20 protein-coding genes are annotated in these 20820 nt (G+C 67.7%); 1 reads left to right on the top strand and 19 read right to left on the bottom strand.

The features are described from left to right. Positions 1 to 2: 2 nt before the first annotated feature. The 6 genes from NT151_06720 to NT151_06695 all read right to left on the bottom strand — a co-directional run bounded on the left by NT151_06720 (position 3) and on the right by NT151_06695 (position 6938). Complete coding sequence (locus tag NT151_06720; protein ID MCX6538608.1) at positions 3 to 1124, bottom strand: M48 family metalloprotease; 1122 nt, start codon at positions 1122 to 1124, stop codon at positions 3 to 5. Continuing rightward, complete coding sequence (locus NT151_06715) at positions 1121 to 3136, bottom strand: adenylate/guanylate cyclase domain-containing protein (GenBank protein ID MCX6538607.1); 2016 nt, start codon at positions 3134 to 3136, stop codon at positions 1121 to 1123. Before NT151_06715 ends, NT151_06720 begins: the two co-directional genes overlap by 4 nt. 69 nt (positions 3137 to 3205) lie before the next feature. Further along, positions 3206 to 4111 carry an aminotransferase class IV gene (locus tag NT151_06710; protein MCX6538606.1) on the bottom strand — a complete coding sequence of 302 codons (906 nt, stop codon included), beginning with the start codon at positions 4109 to 4111 and terminating at the stop codon, positions 3206 to 3208. A 17-nt stretch (positions 4112 to 4128) separates the two neighbouring features. Next, positions 4129 to 5034 (bottom strand): prephenate dehydrogenase/arogenate dehydrogenase family protein, encoded by a 906-nt coding sequence (locus NT151_06705; GenBank protein MCX6538605.1) that lies wholly within the window; start codon positions 5032 to 5034, stop codon positions 4129 to 4131. Further along, positions 5034 to 5405, bottom strand: a complete 372-nt coding sequence (aroH, locus tag NT151_06700; GenBank protein MCX6538604.1) for a chorismate mutase — start codon at positions 5403 to 5405, stop codon at positions 5034 to 5036. Before aroH ends, NT151_06705 begins: the two co-directional genes overlap by 1 nt. Positions 5406 to 5627: 222 nt before the next feature. Then, complete coding sequence (locus NT151_06695) at positions 5628 to 6938, bottom strand: sigma 54-interacting transcriptional regulator (protein MCX6538603.1); 1311 nt, start codon at positions 6936 to 6938, stop codon at positions 5628 to 5630. Between the two features lie 261 nt (positions 6939 to 7199). Between NT151_06695 and NT151_06690 the strand changes: the two genes are divergently transcribed. Beyond that, positions 7200 to 7880, top strand: a complete 681-nt coding sequence (locus NT151_06690) for a hypothetical protein (protein MCX6538602.1) — start codon at positions 7200 to 7202, stop codon at positions 7878 to 7880. A gap of 39 nt (positions 7881 to 7919) precedes the next feature. Here the strand turns inward: NT151_06690 and NT151_06685 are convergent, their stop codons facing one another. From NT151_06685 to NT151_06625, 13 genes are all read right to left on the bottom strand, one after another. Further along, positions 7920 to 9476 carry a proteasome accessory factor PafA2 family protein gene (locus NT151_06685; protein MCX6538601.1) on the bottom strand — a complete coding sequence of 519 codons (1557 nt, stop codon included), beginning with the start codon at positions 9474 to 9476 and terminating at the stop codon, positions 7920 to 7922. Between the two features lie 3 nt (positions 9477 to 9479). Next, the gene (locus tag NT151_06680) at positions 9480 to 10664 is read right to left on the bottom strand and encodes a hypothetical protein (protein MCX6538600.1); all 1185 of its coding nucleotides are present in this window, start codon (positions 10662 to 10664) and stop codon (positions 9480 to 9482) included. A 17-nt stretch (positions 10665 to 10681) separates the two neighbouring features. Then, positions 10682 to 10879: a hypothetical protein gene (locus NT151_06675; GenBank protein ID MCX6538599.1), complete on the bottom strand. Its 198-nt coding sequence runs from the start codon at positions 10877 to 10879 to the stop codon at positions 10682 to 10684. Beyond that, the gene (locus tag NT151_06670; protein MCX6538598.1) at positions 10872 to 12608 is read right to left on the bottom strand and encodes a proteasome accessory factor PafA2 family protein; all 1737 of its coding nucleotides are present in this window, start codon (positions 12606 to 12608) and stop codon (positions 10872 to 10874) included. Before NT151_06670 ends, NT151_06675 begins: the two co-directional genes overlap by 8 nt. A gap of 3 nt (positions 12609 to 12611) precedes the next feature. Continuing rightward, entirely contained in the window at positions 12612 to 14306 is a 1695-nt protein-coding gene (locus tag NT151_06665; protein MCX6538597.1) for an ATP-binding protein, read from the bottom strand. A 65-nt stretch (positions 14307 to 14371) separates the two neighbouring features. Continuing rightward, positions 14372 to 15400, bottom strand: coding sequence for a Mov34/MPN/PAD-1 family protein (locus tag NT151_06660; protein MCX6538596.1), 1029 nt, complete (start codon positions 15398 to 15400; stop codon positions 14372 to 14374). 5 nt (positions 15401 to 15405) lie between these two features. Further along, positions 15406 to 15705 carry a hypothetical protein gene (locus NT151_06655; protein MCX6538595.1) on the bottom strand — a complete coding sequence of 100 codons (300 nt, stop codon included), beginning with the start codon at positions 15703 to 15705 and terminating at the stop codon, positions 15406 to 15408. Between the two features lie 21 nt (positions 15706 to 15726). Beyond that, positions 15727 to 16605: a hypothetical protein gene (locus NT151_06650; protein ID MCX6538594.1), complete on the bottom strand. Its 879-nt coding sequence runs from the start codon at positions 16603 to 16605 to the stop codon at positions 15727 to 15729. Then, positions 16602 to 17135, bottom strand: a complete 534-nt coding sequence (locus tag NT151_06645) for a hypothetical protein (protein ID MCX6538593.1) — start codon at positions 17133 to 17135, stop codon at positions 16602 to 16604. Before NT151_06645 ends, NT151_06650 begins: the two co-directional genes overlap by 4 nt. 10 nt (positions 17136 to 17145) lie before the next feature. Further along, entirely contained in the window at positions 17146 to 18252 is a 1107-nt protein-coding gene (locus NT151_06640; GenBank protein MCX6538592.1) for a ThiF family adenylyltransferase, read from the bottom strand. Between the two features lies 1 nt (position 18253). Further along, positions 18254 to 18769, bottom strand: a complete 516-nt coding sequence (locus tag NT151_06635) for a hypothetical protein (GenBank protein ID MCX6538591.1) — start codon at positions 18767 to 18769, stop codon at positions 18254 to 18256. A 307-nt stretch (positions 18770 to 19076) separates the two neighbouring features. Then, positions 19077 to 20372 carry an ATP-binding protein gene (locus NT151_06630; GenBank protein MCX6538590.1) on the bottom strand — a complete coding sequence of 432 codons (1296 nt, stop codon included), beginning with the start codon at positions 20370 to 20372 and terminating at the stop codon, positions 19077 to 19079. 144 nt (positions 20373 to 20516) lie between these two features. Then, positions 20517 to 20820 (bottom strand): hypothetical protein (locus NT151_06625; GenBank protein MCX6538589.1); only part of this gene is annotated, 304 nt, incomplete at its 5' end.

Below are 20820 nucleotides of genomic sequence, written 5' to 3'. Positions count from 1 at the left end.
GGTTACCTGAGCTTGCCGTCCTTCTTGAACTGCTCGATGTCGGCAGCCGTCAGTGTCACGACCACGATGGCCGGATTGCCGCCGCCCTTGGCACCACGCTCGGTATCCACACCGCGGGAGCCGCCCGAGCCGGTCACCTGCGCCGTCTTATTCTCCTCGCCTCCCGGTTTCAACAGGCCCCCAAGGGCGAAGCCTCGCTTCTTCGGGGGTGCCGGCTCGTCCTTTTTCGGCTCTTCCTTGGCGCCGCCCGTCAGGCCCGACGTGCCGGCCGCCACCTGCGCGATCTCGGTCTGCGCCGCCGGCTTGTAGCTGATGGCCGCGCGATACCTATCGGCCAGCACGGCTGTGGCCGTGAGCTTCTGGTCGACAATCATCTTGTCGAGTTTCTCGAGGCGCTCCTTCATTTCCGGATGCGAGGCAAACAGGCCCTGCTTCTCACTCGCGCTCTTATTGCGCGCCGTCAACGCGGTCAGGAAGCCGCCGAGTCCCTTCGGGTTGTAGCCGGCCTTGTCAGCCAGCACGATGCCGAGCCGGTCGGACTCGAGTTCTTCGCCGCGTGAGTATCCGGCATAGATCAGGTTGTAAGCCTCGCCGGCAATCTTGTTGATGGCTTCCTTGGTGAGGCCGCCACCCGGAGCCATCTCGAGGCCCAAATCCTTCAGCTTGTTGTTGCGGATGGCGTTGATTGTGTGTTTCTCGGTGACGTGGATCGCCTCGTGAGCGAGCACGCCGGCCAGTTCGGCTTCGCTCCCCATCAACGCGAGCGCTCCACGGGTGATGTGAATGAATCCGCCGGGCGCCGCAAAGGCGTTCACGCCATCGGTGTCGAGCACGATGAACTGCCACGCGATGCCGGGACGCGTGCTGGCATGCGCGACGACGGCGCCAACCAGGCTCACGTATCTGTGGACGGCCGGGTCCTGCACCACGCCGTACCGCTGCCGCACCTTCTGACTCACAGCGGCGCCAATCTCACGCTCGTCTTCGTCGCTGATCCTGAGGTCGGCCACTTTCTTGCCGACCTCGACGGCCTTGTTCGCCTTGCCGAGGATTCCGCCGATCTGGGCAGCCGCCGGAACAGTCACGGTCAACACCAGCACGCCTGCAAGCCACATCCGTTTCATGAACGTCCCTTCACCGGCTGAGTTGGCCCGTCCGCACGCGGCGGCCGCACCTCGAAGATCGCCACCGCCTGGCTCTTGCCCTTCACGACCACATCGCCCAGTGTATGCAGATCATACTGGTGTTTGAGCTGTCTGACCGTACTTTCGCTGATGAGGATGGAGGTCCCGTACTGCTTGTTCAGTGATTCGATCCGGGAACCAAGATTGACGGCATCGCCGATGACCGTGTAACTCCTCACCTGATCCGATCCGATGGTGCCCGCGATCATCTCGCCGGAATTGATGCCGATGCCGATCGCGAGTTCGGGCAGGCCCAACGCCTTCCACTCGGCATTCAACTCGTTGAGCCTCGCCATCATCGCCAGCGCCGCCTGTACCGCGTGATCGGCATGTTCGTCGTCTGCAAGCGGCGCGCCGAACAACGCCATGACCATGTCGCCGACGAACTTGTCGAGCGTGCCGCGATGGGCGAACAGCACATCCACCATCGCCGAGAAGTACGTGTTCAACTGCTCGACGATTGCCTCGGGCTGGCCGCGCTCGGTCATGGTCGTAAAGCCGCGGATGTCCGAGAACAGCACGGTCATCTCGCGCCGCTTGCCGCCCAGTTCGGCCAGTGCGGGGTTGGCCAGCACCAGCGCGTACACGTCGGGCGAGAGGTAGCGCGAGAACAAGCGCTTCACGGCGCGCTTGTCCCGTCCTTCGACGAAGTACTGATAGCCGAGGCCGCCGACGACGGCTGTCATCCAGCCGATCCCGGGCTGGGCGAGCGGCCACCACGCGCCGCGTGTGAATGCGTGGAAGGCCATGACGATCACGGTCGACAGCACCAGCAGCACGCAGGGACCAGCCCAGCGCAGCGGCAGAAATACGATCAGTAGCGCGGTGACGAGCGCCGTCATGACCACCAGCGCCGCGCGGAGTGTCGTCGTCGCCGGCTCGATGAACCGCGACGAGAGTAGTTGGTCGATGACGGCTGCGTGAATCTGGGATCCCGGCATCTTGCCGCCACTCGCAAAGGGCACGGTAAACACGTCGTGCAGGCCGGCGGCGGTCGTCCCGATGACGACGATCCGGTCGCGAAAGAGCGCCGGCGAGACTGAGGGTGCGACGCCGGCAAGCTGTTCCTGCCGCGCGTAGAACAGGTCGTAGAACGAATACCACTTGTACGTGGTCCGTTTCCCGTCCTCGAGCACGGCGGGCCCTCGGAAGTCGATGAGCAGGCGTCGGGCGGTCCTCCGCGGCTGGGCGCGGTCGAATGCCGGCAACACGTCGGTCACGAGCGGAATGTCATGGCTCCCGACGATGACACCTCGCCCGCCGGCCCTGGCGCTGGCGGGATCGAGCGATGCGGCGACCATCCAGCCGGCAGCTGATAGCGAGGGAACCAGGCGGCCGCCGTGATCGATAAAGGTCACGGCACGACGCACCGGTCCATCCGGATCGAGCACGAAGTAGTTGTGCCCAATCAGGCGTGCGGCGCGCGCGAGTTCGTCGTATGGCAGCAACACGTCTGGCCGCGATTCGAACGGGCCTGGATTGACCGGGCGGCTTTTGGTGTCGCCAACCATGCCTTCGAAGGTGGCGTCGGCGAGCACGACGACGTTGCGGGCGCGGGCCACCGACTCCGCAAGCGCGCGGTCGGATTCCTGGCCAGTCCAGCTTGTGCCCCCGACGTCGAATCCGGTTCGGCGATCCCGTTCCGTGAAGAGCACGTCGTAAACAATCGTCTTGGCGCCGGCCGCGGCGAGAAAGTCGATGACGTCAGCATGTACGACCCTGGGCCAGGGCCAGCGCCCGACCTCCGGCTCGAGGCGGCGCACGCTGGATTCGTCGATGGTGACGATGACGATATCCTGGCGGGCCGTGGCGGGATTGGCCGCCCAACGCACGCGCTGGTCGTACAGTTTCCACTCGAGGGTGTCGACCAGAGGCAGGCGGCCGGCGGCCGCAGCGATGGCGGCAGCCACCGCGCCTATCGCCAGCGTCATCCACAATTTGCGGGAAGTCACTGGCCCGAGGATAACAAAAAAACTCCGGGCCTGGTGACGCTATCTGGCTCACGGGTCTCGCCGACGAGTCTAGCTCACCGGCACGAGCCAGCCTTTGGGGGCGTCGGCCTCACCCGACACCATGCGCCGATACCAGTCCGCGGCGCGTCGAAGAAGCGGGCCGTGGCCGGTGCCGTCACCGATGGTCCGGCCTTCGATCTCGCGGATGGGCAGGATCTCCATCCCGGTGCCGCAGAGGAACACCTCATCGGCGCGCAGGAGGTCAGCGGGGCTGAGCGGATCAGTCGAGACCGACACACCCGACTGTTCGCCGAAGAAGCGCAGAAGTGCATCGCGCGTGATGCCGCCGAGGATGTCGGCCTCGACCGGCGGCGTGGCCACCCGGCTCCCGTGCGCGATGAAGATATTGGCGCCGTACCCTTCGGCCACATCTCCAGACATGTTGAGCAGGATTGGCTGGTCATATCCGCGCGCCAGGCCGTCGGCCCTGGCCAGCGACGAGTTGACGTAGAGTCCGGTGATCTTGGCGCCAGCCGGACACGCCGCGGCCGGAAACCGCCTCCATTTCGACCAGGTCGCCCGGACAGCCGGTCGCAGCACGGGCCCACGCGGCATCGGCACGGTCACCATCGCGAGCGCCTCGCCGTCGGGAAGCCCGGCCCCGATCGTCTGTGACGTCTTGTACAACAACGGACGAATGTAGCGATCGTCGAAGAACCGATTCCGTCGGAGCAGTTCGATAGTGAGCTTCGTAAGCGCGGCGCTATCCCATCGCGGCTTCATCTCCAGCCACGCCGCGTTTCGCAGCAGGCGCTCGTAATGATCGTGGGGACGGAAGAGCGAGGCCGACGTCCCGTCGCCGTAGGAACGAATGCCCTCGAACACGGCCGTGCCGTAATGTAGCGCATGCGTCGTGATTGGAATCCGCGCGTCCGCCTCGTCCACGAAACCATCCCCGAAGTACACGATCGCCATGTCGGCCTTTCTTCCCGTCAGCCTCTTCCGCTGCTTGTGGTCGTCACCCGTCGTTGCCACGCCGCCAACTGCCGTTCCAGTGCGCCGACCGCTGGTTGACGAAGGGCCCCTGCGACAGCATCGAGGTCCTTCTTGAACCGAGCCAGCACACGAAGCTGGTGGTCGCGATTCTCATGAAGGAATCCCGCCACCATCGCGGGACTTGACGCCGCCACGCGTGTGAGCGACCGCCACGAGCCCCCCTTGAGCAGGTTTCCACCGACAGCGCGAGTGCCCATTCCAGCCGCCGCAAACGCCAGGATGTGAGGCAGTCCGATCCCTTCCGCCACGAGCCGATCGTGATCGCGCGGGTTCATGGCCACCGGATTCCCGCCGAGCAACCCGATCAGCTCTCGTGCGACGCGGCCGGCCCGCTGACCGGCTGGACAGATGACCACTGGGCGACCTTTGAACAGGGCGGCATCGGCGGCCTCCCAACCCTGGCCTTCCGTTCCGGCCAGCGGGTGCAGACCAACGAAATCGAAGTCGGCCTCGTGTCGCACGGCAGCCGCGACCACCGTCGCCTTGACTGTGGACGTATCGCACACGATGAGTCTGCGGCGGGATGGACGCTGGCCCGCGAGCTTCGCGATGCGGGGCAACAGGCGGACAACCGCCTGGACGGGAACCGCCAACATGACGACATCCGACTGGCGGACCAGGATCTCCAGCGTGCGACAGAAACGCGCGAACGGCCGGATCTTCGCGCCGAGCGACGTGTCGAGATCGAAGGCGCACACCGTGATGTCAGGTCGAAGGCGGCTCAAGCACCGGACAACCGACCCGCCGATTTGCCCCGTCCCGACAATGCCCACCTCCGCGCCCTTCAACAGGCGGGGTCTCGCGGGGCGCGGGCTCACGGTCGAACGCCGGCGGCTCACCATCACCACAGGGTCTGCGGAAGGTCAGGGCGAAGCGCCACGGCGTCGTCCAGATAGATGTGCTGGACCTGGCTGCGAGGGATGCTCATTTCGACGTGCAGCAGGACACGGACCACTCGCGCCATGCCGCCTGGCACCTCGATTTCCTGGGCGTCGAGCAGCGGCACATCGAGCCATCCGAGGGCCCGGGCCGCAGCAGCCGGATACGTGGCGTTGAGATCGGTCGTGACGGTAAAGAACGCCGAGATGATGGCTGACGAATCGAGGCGGTTGGCCTCGCACATCGCGAGCAACAGGCGTGTGGTGGCTTCCTGGATGGCGTCGCGGGTGTTGGCGCTCACATTGATGGCGCCGCGAATACCTCGAACAGGCACGTGACCTTCCTTTATGGCTCGCGATGTCGTTGACAGCTCTCCTGTAGATCCTACCCGACATTCGACAGGCGGCGGGAGCGCCGAGTGCGCCGGGTGATCAGCGAGCTCAAGACGAAGTGCAACAGCCAGCCATCGGCCCAGACAGTCGAGGCCGTGAAGGTCTGGCTCTCCAGAGCGCACGACGGAGGGCCGTAGGTCGGCATCCCTGCCGAGCGGGTGTCCCTACCGATCTTCTCCGCGTGTCTTGATGCGCGTCCACGCCAGGAAGGCTTTGCTGACGAGCGATGGGGTCAGCGGGCGCGGGCCGGCAAGTGTCGAAAGGTTCGCCAGGAAGGCGCGCAACTCCCGCACGTTGCCCTGCCATGGGTAGTCCTTGAGCATGTCGACGACGGTGCGCGACAGCTTGGCATCGCACGCGGTGCCCTCGGTGACCCTCGGCCACAGGAACGCTGCGATCATCGGGATGTCGTCGGGATGGCTGCGCAGCGCGGGCGTTTCGATGACGAACGAGAGCAGCCGGTAGTACAGATCGTCCCTGAAGGTCCCGGCCTCCACCATTTGCGGGAGGTTCCGGTTGGTCGCCGCGATGATCCGCGCGTTGCCCTTCCGGCGCTTGTGCGAGCCGACGCGCCGGTAGTCCCCGTCGTTCAGCATGCGCAGCACCTTGGCCTGGTGTGCCGCGTGCAGATCGCCCACCTCGTCAAGGAAGAGCGTGCCGTCCTGAGCCATCTCGTAGAGGCCCTTCTTGTTCGACGTGGCGCCGGTGAAGGCGCCCTTGAGGTGGCCGAAGAGCTCGGACTCGAGGAGGTCGTGGGCGATCGCCGCGCAGTTGACCGTGATGAAGCTTGCGTGGCAGCGCCTGCCCAGTTGGTGGATCTGGCGCGCGACAATCTCCTTGCCTGTCCCGGTCTCGCCCATGATGAGGACCGGGTGCCCGGTGAGCGAGGCCATCACGATGCGCCGCCGCACCTCCTCCGCCTCCAGCGAGGCTCCCACGAAGGACTGGCTCAACGACTCGGGAATCGCGACATCTTCTCCCTCTGCGTCGAAGTCAGCCGGCCCGCTTGACATGCCAAGTGCCTCCTCGCTCTCGGACGAGACCCGCTCTTCGGAGCCAGCCGACATGGCAAACCAGGCTCGGGCCCAAAGCTCGCCGAAGAGCTTCGCGTCGATCTCGAGCAGGTAGACACCCGGCCAGCGCTTGCCAGCGGGCGATCCGGCCAGAGCGCGGATGCCGCGCTCGGTTTGTCCCGGATGGCGGTATGGTGCGGACACGTGCACGGCCAGAGCGCCGCGCGCGGGTACATAGATCGAGAGGCCCTTTCTGGGATCCTTGGTCCGTGGCCGGAGACCCTTCAGGCCCGGCACTGACTTCACGGCGACCGATGCCTCGTCGCGACTGGCGACGACAATCGCAATGCGTTTCGGGTCCGCGCCCTTACGGACAATTGCGTCGGCGCTCGCCGGCAGCGTTCGCGGTGCGAGACGGTCCGCCTCGATGTCGTAACAGAGAGCGCGCCAGGATTGTGGCATTGGTTTCTCAACTGTGGAGTCGCGTGATTCTACTAGAGGATTCCGAAGGACTCAACAATCCGGCGAGTGGCGGGGAGTGACGCCCGTTGAAACAACCCCTTAGGCGCGAAGCAGATCCAGCGGTGGCCAACTCCGCGGGCGTTGAGTTCACGGTTCGGCATGCCCCTTGCTCCTCATGGTGGTGTCGCCGGTCGCGGCGGGCGGCGCGAACCAGGTCGCGCGCATCACCGCGAATCCGGTGGGCAGGAGGGCGCCGTTACCATGATCCCGGTTCGCACGCCCCAGACACCTCAGCCGCTGGCGAACGTGCCCGGCGGCGGGTCGACCACGCCGATCGCGCCAGACCGACCTCCGGCGCCGCTTGCGGGCTCGTCACGCCGCCCGCCGCGGCGCTCGCTTGTCGATGTCCTGTGGGATCTGAAGCAGTTGTACAACATCGCCGTCCGGCTCGAAGAACGGATCGACGACCTGTACTGGGATCTGCACGACCGGCACACGGATGCGCCGGCATCGTCGGCCAACGACGGCGGCCGGGGGCCGCGCCCCAGAGCGAGCGGGACGCTGCGGTCGACGACTGCGCCTGTCGCGTGGGTATCGAAGCTCACCACCAAGCAGAGGCCCGACGGTTCGCTGGTCGTCAGCCTCAACGGCCAGGATCCGTTCCTGCTGCAGCCGCATCTCGGCGCGCTGCTGCTGGCACTGGCCGAGGATACGGGCCTGAGCCGGGACGAGGGTGTGGGGTTCAAGACGCTGCGGGATCTGTCCGTACGGATCGGCAAGCATACCGGCGGCCAGGCGCCGAACCCCGATACGATCAACAAGTACGTCTGCAAGCTTCGCAAACAACTCTGCCAACCGGGTCTGCAGGGCGACATCATCCAGACGAACCGTCGGCTCGGGCGGCGGCTGGCCGTAAAGCGGTCGAGCCGCACGGGCGCATAGAGCCACTCAATTATCCTCCGCGCCTTCGGGCGGCGACACCTAAGGCCGGCGCTCCGCCTGCTTCACGATCCGGTTCCAGCGCTCCTCGGTCTCGAACGGGTTCGACAGGTCGAGAGCGGTGTGCTCGGCGTGGTTGATGATGGACTCCCAGGTTCCGCCGAACACCGCGCGGTTCGGCAGCACGCGTCTAATCACATCGCCGCGCAGTTTCGCCCGCCCGATCGCCGGCGGGTTCTCCATGGCGTGCTCGATGTTGTCCACGCCGGGCACGTGATGCGTGAGTACGCCGGCGTGATCGAGCGACGCGAAGATCCCCTCACCGCCCAATTGGCTGAACCGCATGTCGCACTCGAACAGTTCCTGGCGCAGTCGGATGAAGGCCCCGACGCCGTCCCACGTGACCCCTTTCGCGTGCACGAGCGAGCTCACTGCACGCATCCACCACTGCAGTGTTTCTGAGGGGTCCAGCAGGTGTTCGACCTGTGGCATCTCCTCGATTGAGCCGTCGTCGCGGAGGCGCGTCCACATCTCGACCAGCACCTCCGTCCAGGCGGCCACGCGTGCCCAGTCGAACCCGTGGCGCGCCAGCACGCGCTCGAACACGGCGCGCTTGATGGCCCAGTCGAGCGTGGTCGAGACCGAGTCTGGCGCGCCGTCCAGCCGGTCGAGCATGGTACGCCACTGCTGGCACGCCGTCTCGGCCCACGGCGGCATGAAGTCGGCGCGGGCGTGCTCTTCTGCCAGGCGGAGGAAGTGGCGCTGGATCTGAAGGGGTGTGACGCGCCTGCCGGCGGCGGCCACGCGAATCCGGCACGTCGGGTCGCCAACAATCGCCTGCAGCGCGCCGACGGGTTCGTCGAGGATCACCTCGACACCAGGCTGCACGCCACCTTCCACCATCGCCACGACGAGCACCGTCGTCGCCGTGCGCAGCCACATGGCGATCTCCGAGCACAGGCTCTCGCCGCAAATGATGTGCAGGCGTTTGTGATCGCCGTTGCACAGGGCCTCGTTCTTGGTGTGGAAGATTCCGCGCCCCCGGGTTGATTCGCGCGAGGTCGAGTGTTCGATCATCAGCGACCGCGGCGACAGCACAAACTCCACGCCGGGCGAGAAGGGGTTGAAGCCGCCGGCCCCGGTGTAGATCACCCGTGACACGAGGTGCGGGATGATCTGGTTCGGCAGCCCAGCGGGGTCCATCGTGTGCAGGATCGACTCGTGGCACCCCCACGACGATCGGGTCAGGTAGTCGATATTGGTCTTCAGCAGGAGCGGCACCGCCGCGATCGCCCGGTGATGGTGCGGTGCCGCGAGTTGTTCGAGGATCCGCTCCCCCGCCAGAATGTAGCGCACGGCGTCCCACGGGTTCGTCACCTCGGGCGTGGTCATCTCCGGGTGGTGTCCGCAATCGATGTAGAAGCGCGCGCCGTTCTGCAGGAACATGCCGTTGCCCGACAGTTCCTGGATGCCCGGCACCTCGTCACGCGCGCGCGTCGCGAGGTCGTAGGCGATCGCATCGCGCCGCGCTCCGTCCTGGTCGCTCGTCGACCCGACGATGCCGTACTCGGTCTCGAGACCAAACAGCCGCTCGGCCATGGGTTATTGCTCCTCGTGCTCCCGGAACGCGCAGGCGGCAATGTAGACATGCGCGATGTCCAGTTCGTCGCGGCCGTCGATTCGCGCCCGGGCGCACGCCGCGTCGGCAAGCGCCAGCGCCGTGGCCGGCAGGTGGCCGGCCAGCGTGGCCGCCCGCTCCACCAGCGGCCGAACGTGCTCGTCGACGGCGCGTACCCGGTGGTGCGCCGAGATGCACGGCAGCGCGGCGCGCACGACGTCGCAGGTGTCGTCCACCGACAGCGCTGCGACCGGGACGCCGTGGAGATGCCGCGCAAGCGGCGAGTCGTCGAACATCGCCAGCGACGACGCGGCGACCGTCGCGACGATGCGCGCGCCGCCCTCGACGGCCCGGGCGAGCGCCGCCGTGCCGTGGCGCGTCTCGGCGCGCACGAGATCCAGCCGCTCCAGCGCCAGCACGACGTGCGAGGCACCGGCGGCATCATCCAGAACCGCGGCCAGCAGATTCTCGCGCTCCGATTCGAGGAGTGTGCCCATGAAGAGATGGCCGAGGTCGATGTTGACCACCGTGGTCCCGGCAACGATCGCCGGCAGGCGGCCGGCCAGCAGCGCGAGCAGGTGGGACTTGCCGACGCCGGGCCCGCCGAGGATCACCGGGAGCCGCGGATGCAGCGCGACAAGCGACGCCGCGATGCCCGCGACAGTCTCGCGGCCGTCGCGGCTCTGATCGCCAGACGGAGCCTCGACCTCTCTGCCGAATCTCGCCAGCATGCTCCCCTGAGGCTTCGCCTCCGGCGCCCCCGCCGGTCTCCAGCCGGGTTCTTTGTCTTCGAACCCGACGGCGCGCAGGGCATCTTCGACGATGATGGCGAACCCGGACTCGATGCGCGAGTCGAGGAAGATGATGCGCCATCCCTGTTGCGTCGTGCCGCCGGCAAACGCCCTGGCCAGCACGGGATCGGTGCCCGTGTATTCCAGGTCCTCGTCGACGGCGACCAGAAACGGCAGATTCGCCTTCGTCCGCCTGACCATCAGGTTCGTGCCGGCCTTGCTGAAAAAGCGGCGGTTTGCCGGCACGTTCTGCAGGATCAACGTGTTGGGGTCCTCGGCGCGCACGCGCACGCGACAAGCCTTGAGCCGCGCCCCGAGCGGCGACTCGGGGTCGAGGCCGACTGTCACGAGGTGCGCCTGCGCGTCGGTGCCGAGCATGATGGTCGAGCCCGCGGCTACTCGCCGCCCTCCTGCCGGCTCGATCGGAGAAACGCCTCGCTGTTGCCCGAGAGGGCCAGCTCGATGGCCTGGTCCCCCGCGCGCAGGAAGCGCTCGCCCGCGGCCCGCGCGGCATCCAGCGCCCCGGTATCGCCCTCACCCGCTGCCGGGTCGGGCCTCGCCCACTCGCGCTCATCCGGTCGTCGTTCACGCACATCCATGGCTGCTCCTCCGTTCGGTTGCGCCATCGGCCTGCGAGGCCATGGCATCGAGTCTGTCTGCGATCTCCCCAAGGTCCGCGTGCTCATCGAACACGCGCCCGGCCTGTGTCTGATCCCACGCCAGCGGATTGGCCAGGTGAATGGTTCGTGGGATGCGCCACCCGCCGCGGCCGGTTGCGGCGATGCGCACCCAGTCCCAATTCGCGTCCTCGACACCCACCGCGCCCGCGTGGCGCAGCAGCATGCCGCGCGTCCATGCGCGGCTGCACTCGGGCGGATGTTCCACGAGCCAGTTCACCCTCTCGTCAGTGACGAGGCGATCCACGAGACCGGCGCGCTCGTATGCCCAGTAGAGGCCCTCGTCGGGATCGACGCTCGAGTAGACGTGGTCCAGGTGCTTGATCTGCGGCGACGACCATGTGAGGCCAGGGCGCTGCGCAATGGCGCGATCGAGGATCGACATCTTGAGCACCCAGTCGAGCCGGGGGACGAGCGCGTCGAAGTCCCTCGTGAGCAGCCGGTCGACTGTGTCCTGCCAGAGCGACACGATGTCTCCGGCGCGCGGCACGATGCCCTCGCAGCCCCCGTCCTCGACAAAAGCGCGCGCGGCCTCGACAAACCGCGCCTGCAGTTCCGCCGCCGTCGTCTCGGTGCCATCGACCAGTCGCGCACGGGCCTGGAGCGACGGGTCGTGACTCCACTGCACGACCGCGTCGAGGGGGTCGTCGAGGATGACCCGCGCGTCGATGCGCCCGGCCTCGATCATCGCCAGCACGATCTGCAGCGTCCCCAGCTTCAGCAGCGTCGCGACGTGGCAGAGGGTGCTGTCGTAGAAGATCACGTGCAGCCGCGCCTTGTTGTCGGTCGGGCCCGCGTAGGCCGAGCTGCGGCCGAGGCCGCAAAGCGGCTCGTCGCGCGAGTTGACGATCGGGCGGCGGCACGTCGTGTGCGGCCCCGTGAGCGTCTCGAAGAAATCGGCGCGCTGCGAGATCTGGTAGCCCACCGGCGGCGTGTGGTTCTCGCTGCCCACCTTGCCCTGCCCCGTGAAGATGATGCTCGAGATCTGGAACGCGGCGAGGTACAGCAGGTAGTGCACCTTGCGGTCGAAGATGTTGTTCCACGCAGCGCGGCTCAGCAGCACGTTCACGTGGCTGCCGTAGCTGCTGCCGCTGCCGTCGCTGTTGTTGACGAGCACCTGCAGGCGCTGGCCCCGGGGCAACCTGGCGTTGGCCGCCGAGAGCGCCCCGCGCGCCACGCGCAGCAGCGCGTGCATGCAGGCGAGCTGGTCGTACGCGCTCAACGTTTCGGCGGACGCGAGCTCCAGGTGATCGAGATCAATGTACGCGCACGAACCATTCGCCAGGAATTTCCGTCCCCAGTCCTGGCGGTCGTACGCGGAGGCCGCCGGTCCCGGGTTGTAGTAAGGCGCGATCGCGAGCGCATGGCCGGCGCCGGCCGTGTCCGGCACGTACGTCGCAATGGCCGTACTGTCCTTCTCGCGGGCGCGGACGCCGTATCGTCCGTTCAATCGGTGGTCCCCGCCGGTCCATGCAGGCACGTACGAGTGGCTCGTGCGTGCCTGCGGGTAGCCCTCGATCTCGCGCAACAGCGCCCGCGAGGCTTCCGCCCCGCTCCCTGCGGCGCGCTCGATGCCGAGGATGAAATTGCCGACCTCGACGTCGGTTCCGCACAGCTTCGGCAGCCTGGTATCGCTCGCGTTCATCGCTTACCCCTGCACCATGTAGAGTTCCGGGCGAGGCACTTTGCGCTCGACCATCTCGACGCTGACCACATCGACGTCCTGCGGGAGGCCAGTGAGATAGGCGCGGCAGTTCGCGGGCGTCAGCACGCGCGCCGCGCTCGTCATCTCGGCATCGAGCGCGCCGACCACATCGTCGAGGCGCAGGCCGGAAGCGCCCTCGCACGCCTCGCGGATGCACGCGCGCTCCACGGCGGCGAGCGCGATCTTGGCGAGCACCGCGCCGCTCACCAGGTCTCGCCCCTTCACCTCGCGGCGCTTGCCGTCGCGGAACATCATCACCGCCAGGTCGCTCTCGCCATTGGGCGCGAAGAGGCGCGCGATGGCCGCGTCGAGGATCTCCTCGCGGGTAGCCGCCATGTCGGCGCCGTGACCGTTCTGCGCATACGGAATGTCGGGGCGCAGGTGCTTCGCGAGCACCGCGCGGGCCGCCTTGCGGCCAGGAGCGGGCACGTGGATCACGCAGTCGCCGAGGCGGCCGGGACGCGTCAGGCCCGGGTCGAGCGCGTCGCGGCGGTTGGTGGACGCCACCACCATCACATTGCCGCGCGCCTCGAGGCCGTCGAGCTCCGCCATGAAGGCCGTGAGCACGCGATCGTCGACACGCGTGCCTGCGTAGCTGCGCGCGGCGCCAATGGCATCGACTTCGTCGAAGTACAGGACGACCGGGATGTCCGGGTCGCGCTCGCCCGCGGCCCGCGCGGCGCGGAAGATCTCGCGGTAGTTCCGCTCGGACTGGCCGAACCAGACGGAGTTCAGGCTTCCGGGCTTGATCGACGCGAACCGGGCCCGGCCCGATCGCGAGATCGCACTCAGCTGGCTCGCCAGCGCCCTGGCGAGCATCGTCTTGCCCGTGCCGGGCGGCCCCCACAGCAACACCGAGCGCTTCGGCTTGAGGCCGTACTTCGCGACGAGCGCGCCGTGGTGGAAGCGCATCAACACGGCCCGCTGCAACTCGTCGATCTGCGCGTCGAGGCCGCCGATGTCGGCAAAGGTCTCGGTCGGCGTGTCCTCCAGGAAGATGTCGTTCCCGCCGGATCGCTCGACCACCTCGAAGGCCATGCCCATGGCGCGGTCCCACCGGACGAGGTCGCCGTTCTTCAGCACGCCCGACGAGAGGCACGAGGCGGCATCGACGATGGTCTCCTCGTCGCGCGCGTTGAGGACCAGGCGCCCGTCCGGCGTGTAGCGATCGAAGACGGCCACGTCGCCGACGCGCAGCGTGTTGGCCTCCGAACGCGCGACGATGGCGCTGAGGTCCTTCGTGAGGAACACCTCGTCGCCGGCCGACAGCGCGTCGAGGCTCACGCCGTCGTTCAACTGCACGACGCGACGCGAGGAGCCGTAGGCGACCATCGCGGCCTCACCCCCAGGCGTGCTTGCAGCGCCGAGAAACACCGCGGGCTGCCAGGGCGGCGCCGTGAGCCGGTCGAGCAGCGCCTTGAGTTCCTCCTGGGCCTCGCGCGCCCGCGTGAGGCCGGCGTGGTAGCGGTAGACGTCGCCGAGCAGAAGCCGATCGAGCGTGTCGGTCAGCTCGGGTGTGTTGCGGCGGCACTCGGCCAGCCACTGCAGCTTCTCTTCGGGCTCGGGCGCGCCATCGCCCATGGCTGACAGCCGCTTGGCCGTCGCCGCGTCGAGTTCGGGTGCCGCGTTGCGTGACATGGGTCGAGCCCTCCTTGATCCCTCGCTCGCCAGCGTCTCCACCAACGTCGCGAGGCTGCGCCTGCTCATGGCGCCTCTGCTCCCAACACAAACACACTGCGCGCCTGCAGCATGCCCAGGCTCCAGCCGTAGACCGAGAAACGGACGGCGGCTGGCGACACGTCGTTGGCGACGAGCGCCACGGTGTGGGCGCCCGTGAAGACGGTGCGGTGGACGGCACGGTCGTGCTCGCTGAAGATGTTTTTCGCCAGCGCGCACGCGTCGTGTTCGCGCTCCGGGCACTGGTTGAGCCGGCACCACTCCTGGACCGGGTGGCTGTGCCACCAGCCCACCATGAGCTCGTCGCAGCCGCGCGCGCCGATCTCGAGGCGCAGGCTGGCCCACGTGTCGGCGGTGAACATGAGCCGTACGGCCGACGCCTCGGTATGCTTCGCCGGGAGCTGGGCGGTGACGCGCGTGAACACCTGCCGGGCCGCGGCGTCGCGATGGAGGTGGCCGACAAGCGCGCCGCCTGTTTCGAGCGGCGCCGCCTGCTTGGTGAGGGCCGTGATCTCGTCCAGCACGTGCCGCGGGACGAAGACCGGCGCCTCGTGCGGCGCCGGCTCGCCGATGGCCACCGACTGGCCGAGCAGCGGCAGCATCGGCGCGTTGGCGAGCGTCGGCGGCGGCGTGATGTCGCGCACCGTGAACGACGGCATGCCCGCCGCGCCGTCGCCCCGCGCCCTGGCCGTCGCCATCACGAGATACCGGAACACATCGCCGGCCGCGAGGCGGCCGGCCTCGATGAGCGGCGCCGCCGCCTGCTGCGCCAGGTCGCGGAAGTAGCGTGCCGTAAAGTCGCAGGACGCCTCGCGCGGCTGGCCGTCCGTCTCGATTGCGACGCGGAATCCGCTGAGAGTTGCTCCGCCGCCGGGGTTCCAGATCGGGCGCACCTCCGCACAGTTGCGCGCGCCGAGCGTTCGGCCTTCGCTGAGGGCCGACAGCCGTACCCATTCGCGCGCGGGTTCCCAGTCCGGGTCGACCTGCGCCTGGGCGAGCGGCGTCCGGTCCTCCCGGTAGATCGCGAGCAAGTAGTCCCACGGGTTGTTCAGCATGGCCGTCAGGCGCCGGCCTCGATGTTCGGGGTCAGCACCACCTTGTCGCCCGACTGGAGCGCGTCGCCAACCGTCTCCGCGCCGTGCAGATGGCGGCCCTCGCGATCGAGACGCGCGTGATAGACCAGCGGGCGGCCAGCGCCGTCGTTCTTCGGCAGCTTCATGTCGCCCAGTACTCCCTGGATCAGTTCGCCGACGGTGCAATCGACCGGCACGTTGCCGACGCTCCTGAGCTTCTGACCTGTCACGTCGCTCACTTGCAGGTCATCGATCGCGGTGCGTGCGGTTGCAGCTGCGTTTTGCATGTGTCTCTCCTGTGTTGTGTGTCACCGTGTGCATGAGACGGCCCACCCGCGGGCCGCCAGGTACGTGTGTGCGACATCCGGGTCCATGAGCGCCTTCACCTCGCGCCCGGCCATGCGGCAGGCGACCGACAAGGCCGAGAGCGCGTGATGCAGCTCGGGCGCCGTGGCAGCGTGCTCAATATCCGCCTCCACAAAAACCGAGGTTGTGCCGTCGCGCGGCTCGGCGCCGGCCCGGACGAAGCGGACCACATACGCGAGCGTCAGCAGCAGGACGGCAATGGCGGTGCGCGTGTCGTCGGCCGCATCGCCCAGCCGCGCGAGCTCGACCCGGGCGCGGCATCCGCCCGCGTTTCGGGGCTCGACAATCGCCTGGTGGAACTGGCCCGGAACGCCGAGGTCGATTGCGAGGCGCCCCGAGGCGCGCTGCACGAACGCCCAGCCCGCCTCGGCCGCCAACGCACCGAGGTCAATCTCCGGGGCTTGGTCCGCCTCTGCGGTGCGGCCGCTCTCTCCAGCGCGGCTGTCGGTGCTGCTGTAGGACGGAACTTCCGCCCTCGCGTAGAGCTTCGGCGGACCGCCGTAGCCTTGGCGGAGGCGGTCAGCCCCGTCGTCCGCGCCCGCGGCGAGCCTGTTCATCCCTTCGCGCGCCTCGCGCGTCCGCGCCACGACATCGATCCCGTCCTCTGCCGGGACATCAGCGCGCAGGCCGATGGTCCGCGCTGCCGGCGCGATGACGAGCTTTGCGGACCCGGGCGACGCGGCGGTGCCCTGCAGCGCGTCCCACGGCGCCCGGCTACGCGTGGCATCGGGCAGGTCTGCGCTGAGCACGAGCCAGTCGTATTCGCGATCCACGGCGATGTCGAGCCGCTGCTCGTCGCGCACGGCGATCTGCGGCGTCATGACGCGGCTCCAGTGGCCGGCTGCGTCTCGATCCTGAGCTGCAGCGACCGGCGCTTCAGCGGACGGGCGTCGACCGGGAACCGATCCTGGTTCTGGCGCGCCCAGGCGGCCGCGTCCTGGTTGAGCGCGTCGTGCGTGGCGTAGCGCTGGTACGTGATGACCTCGTACAGCTGGTAGAGGATCTCCACGAGACGCGTGCCCGGGCCGAGCCGCCCAAGGCACACCAGCGGCGCGCGGTTCGAGATGTTCGGGTGCCACGTGTCCGGCGGGCCCAGCCAGATCAGGATCTGGTACGGGTCGGTGCGGCGCAGGTAGTCGTCCGGGAAGAAGATACCGACTTCCGCGCCCTGCATCTCCATGATGTCGCCGGCCGGCGTGCGGCAGAGCCCCGTGCAGTGGAAGCGCGCCACGTAGCGCTGCACCGGCGGCGTGCCGATCGGCAGGAGTTCCACGAGATCGCTGTCGCGCGCGAGGGCCATCCCGTCTTCGTATTGCCGCGCCAGGAACGCCGCGAGAATCTTGTCGGTCACGATGCTCCTCCTACCGCGCGCCCCGGGTTGATGTCGCACCGCTGAGTTCGTAGAACCGCGTGTGCCCGGCGCGGCTCACGCTGAAGATGTCGCCCGGATCGAGGCCCAGACTGCGCAGCGTGCGGGCCGCAGCGTCAGCAGGCAACGCGTCGCCGCAGAGCCGGTCGGCGATGTCCTGGCCGAGCGCCTCCATCCGGTTGCGGCACAACGTGCACGTGCGCTCGCGGTCGGTGAGCGACCGGCGCAGGCGCAGCAGCGGTTTCGCGGCGCCGCAGCCCAGGCAGGTGAGCTTCGTCACAAACGGTGTGCTCTCGACCCGAAGCAAGGTGTGGTGCGCCGCGCCCACTCCGCCGAGCGCCAGTGCCTGTGCGAGCGTGAGGTCCTCCGGCCAGCGATTGAGCGTGCGGATCTCCCACGCGCCGTGCTCGGCCAGCCGGCAGCCGCTCCGCCGAACGAACTTCGTCACGAACTGCCGGTGCGACGCGGCGTCGATGACGATCTCGTGGCTGCCGAGGTCGCCGTTCGCATCCCCCGCAAAGAGGCGCTGTAGCTCGATCGCCTGCACGGCCGCCGCGAATGCTCCCAACTGCGCCGGCGCGTTCGTGGGCGCCGGTGTCTGGCCTTCGGGCTGACAGGGGTAGGTCTGCTCGATCGCGTCGTAGTCCGTCTGGTCCCATCCGCACTCGAGGCACGCGCACTCCGGCGCGCTACGAAAGATAGAGACCCGCGCGAGCGAGCTGTCGGCCTGGACGCCCGAGTCGACAAGCGTCACGCCAAGGTGCCGCGCGGCCTGGTTCAGGTACTGGCGAGCCGCGCGACTGTCCACACACGCCAGGATCGCGTCCGCGCGCAGCCGGCCGAGCGGCACCGCTTCGACCGGCGCGGAGATGCTCGTCACCTCGAGCGCGGGGTTAATCCTCTTCAGCCGAAGCCCCTGAACCTGTGCCTTGCCTCTGCCCACCTCGCCGGGCGTGATCGCCTGCGTCTCGACGTTCGTCTCGTCGTACTTCCCGTGGTCGATCAGGACGACGCGGCCGATAGTCCGCATGCGGGCGAGGTGAGGTGCCACCTGTGAGCCGATGTTGCCGAGGCCAACGACGACAACGGTGCGCCCCATATCAGAACTCCTCCGGCTCCCAGCCGTCGCCGTCGGTCGTGGTGGCGCAGCCGCACGCCTGGCAGAACGGCACGGCCGTCCAGCACGGGAAGTCGCCGTGTTCCTGCTGGTGGTACCAGCTGTTGCAGACCGGACAGCGGATTGCCGGGCTGGCGGGTGCGATGTCGCACGTGCAGCGGGCGCAGCGCACCGGGTTCGCGGCGCCGGGGAACGGCTCGACGCGCGCGTGGTGCTCGTCGGTGAACACCGCCGCGGTTGGCCCGCACCGGATCTCGTCGCGGCTGTCGAGGACGCGGATGCCTGTGGGGATCGGCTCGCCGTTGACGGTCGCGTGAACGGCATGGTCAGCGATGAGCACCCAGGGCGAGGAGGGCTCGGCGCCGGCGCGAATGAGCGTTGTTCCCGCGCTCGGCGCGGCTGTTGCCACACCCGGCCCGGCGGTCAGCGCGACCGTCCGGCCGCCGATCGGCACCTCGACTTTTTTTCCCGTTTCCCCGCGCATCCACAGGCTCGCCATTGCAACCTCGTATCGAGAGGATACGGCGGTGGGAATCGACGAGGGGGATCGGGTCAGGCACGAGCAAGCGGAAATGAAGAGAACAGGCGCGAATTGGGCATCACTCGCCGCGAGATTCGCCGCGCATCACATTCAGTCACTGCGGCTGAGGCCAACGCGCGCCGCTCAGCGCCCCAGGACGACGACCGAGCTCAACTTCGCGGACGCGGTTTCGAAAGTAGCTATACGACCGCCACGTCGCTGAGCCCGCTGTTGTGAGTGCGTGGCAGATCCGAGCCGGGCCTCGCTTGGGACATGGAGCCTGTCGTCAGGCGCCTGTTTTCGGGTTGGCCAGCAGATAGCGCCAGGCATCGGTCATCTGGATGCCGGCTGGTGGTTTGCGCGTCGTGTGTTCGTGCGTCACCAGCACGCGTTTCGCACGCGGGAACCGCACCGCAGCGGCCTCCAGCGCGGCGATCTCGCGCCCCCACGTCTGTGACGCCGAAACAGAGCAGGCCACGTTGATCAGGTGCTCGGGACGGTCCCGGTTCACGACCAGGTCAACCTCACGATCCCCAGCCAGATAGCCCAAGTCCTCGCGCTTGCGACGCCAGTGCAGGAATACGGCCGTCTCCAGTTTCTTACCCACATCGATGCTGGGTTCCGCGACAAATGGATACGCCAGCGCCCAATCGATCGCATGGAGTTTCTTCGGGTTCACCGCCTGCTTCCGCAACGAACGTTCGGCCACCGGCAGCGGGAAGACGACAAACGACTGCTCGAGATAGCCGAGGTAGTTGTAGAGGGTGTCCTTTGACAGCGCCAGCCCCTGGGAGCGAAAGTCCTGGTAAAGCTTGTGGACATTGAAGAGCGCCGCTGGATGGCCCAGGCAATGACGGAGCAGCATCCGCATCACGAGCAGATTGCCTACCCCGTAGCGCTCCACCACGTCCCGGTAGAACACCAGGTCTACGTACTCCTTCAGGATGCGCGGTCGCATCGACTCGTCGGCGAGGACGACTTCCGGTAAGCCGCCCGTCTTCAGATACTCCTCCAACGCCGAAGCCATGCGGCTTTCGGATGTCCGCGAATACGGCTTGTGCTCCAGTCTGCGGAATCTCAGGAACTCGGCGAACGACAGCGGAAACACCTCGAAGGACACGCTTCGTCCGCGCAGTCCGGTGGCGAGTTCACGCGACAGCAGGTGCGAGGAGGACCCGGTGACGAACAGGCGGGCATCCTCGGTGTCATGCAGACGCCGCAGGTAAGTCTCCCATGAAGGGACGTTCTGCACTTCATCGAAGAACAGGTATTTCCTTTGGCCCGACACCTCGGGGTACAGTTCTTCGTGCGCCCGCAGAATCAAGTCGAGTTCACGGACCTGAATGGGCAGGAGGCGGTCGTCCTCGAAGTTGAGGTACACCATCTGACGCCGACCCACCCCTTGGGCCTCCAGCCGCCGCATCGTCTCATAGAGCAGATAGGTCTTGCCGGTGCGCCGGATGCCGATAAGCGCGACGACCTTGCCCGAGTCCAGCGGCAACTCCAGCGTCCGAGGTGTAGCCGGCGGCAACGGCCGCGTGGTGGATTGGGCCAGGACGTATTTCAGAGTTTCCTTATCCACGAGGAAACTATAGCATGTTTCATTCCCTTCTGAAAAGGAAACGTCAGATGCCCCGACGCCAAGCCGCCGGCACGATGAGGCCGGGCGGACGCGCGTGCGGTGCGGCCTGGGCCGCGAGGATGTGACGCTCGCAGTCTTCTGGACTCACTCGCGGAACATGCCGGCAAGCTGCTCGTAGATCGCCTGCAACTGCGGATCGAAGTGCAAACCGCGGCTCTTCATCCCGGAGAGCAACGCAAAGCACTGCTGCAGTTCTGCCGCCCGCAGCGACCTGTCGCCATGCAGATGAGCTACTCCGGCCAGCTTGTAGTGCGACACGGCTAGGTCGGGCTGCCCCGCCGCATTCCCCGGGTCCGCCGCCGCCAGCCGCTCTCGGATCGCCAACCCCCGCCCGAACGCCTCGAGCGCCCCCGCCAGGTTCCCCTGCGCCACCAGCACGTCCCCCACG

The sequence above is a fragment of the Acidobacteriota bacterium genome (genome assembly GCA_026393675.1).
Lineage (GTDB): Bacteria > Acidobacteriota > Vicinamibacteria > Vicinamibacterales > JAKQTR01 > JBAXOX01.
This window is presented reverse-complemented; position numbering and strand designations above follow the sequence as displayed.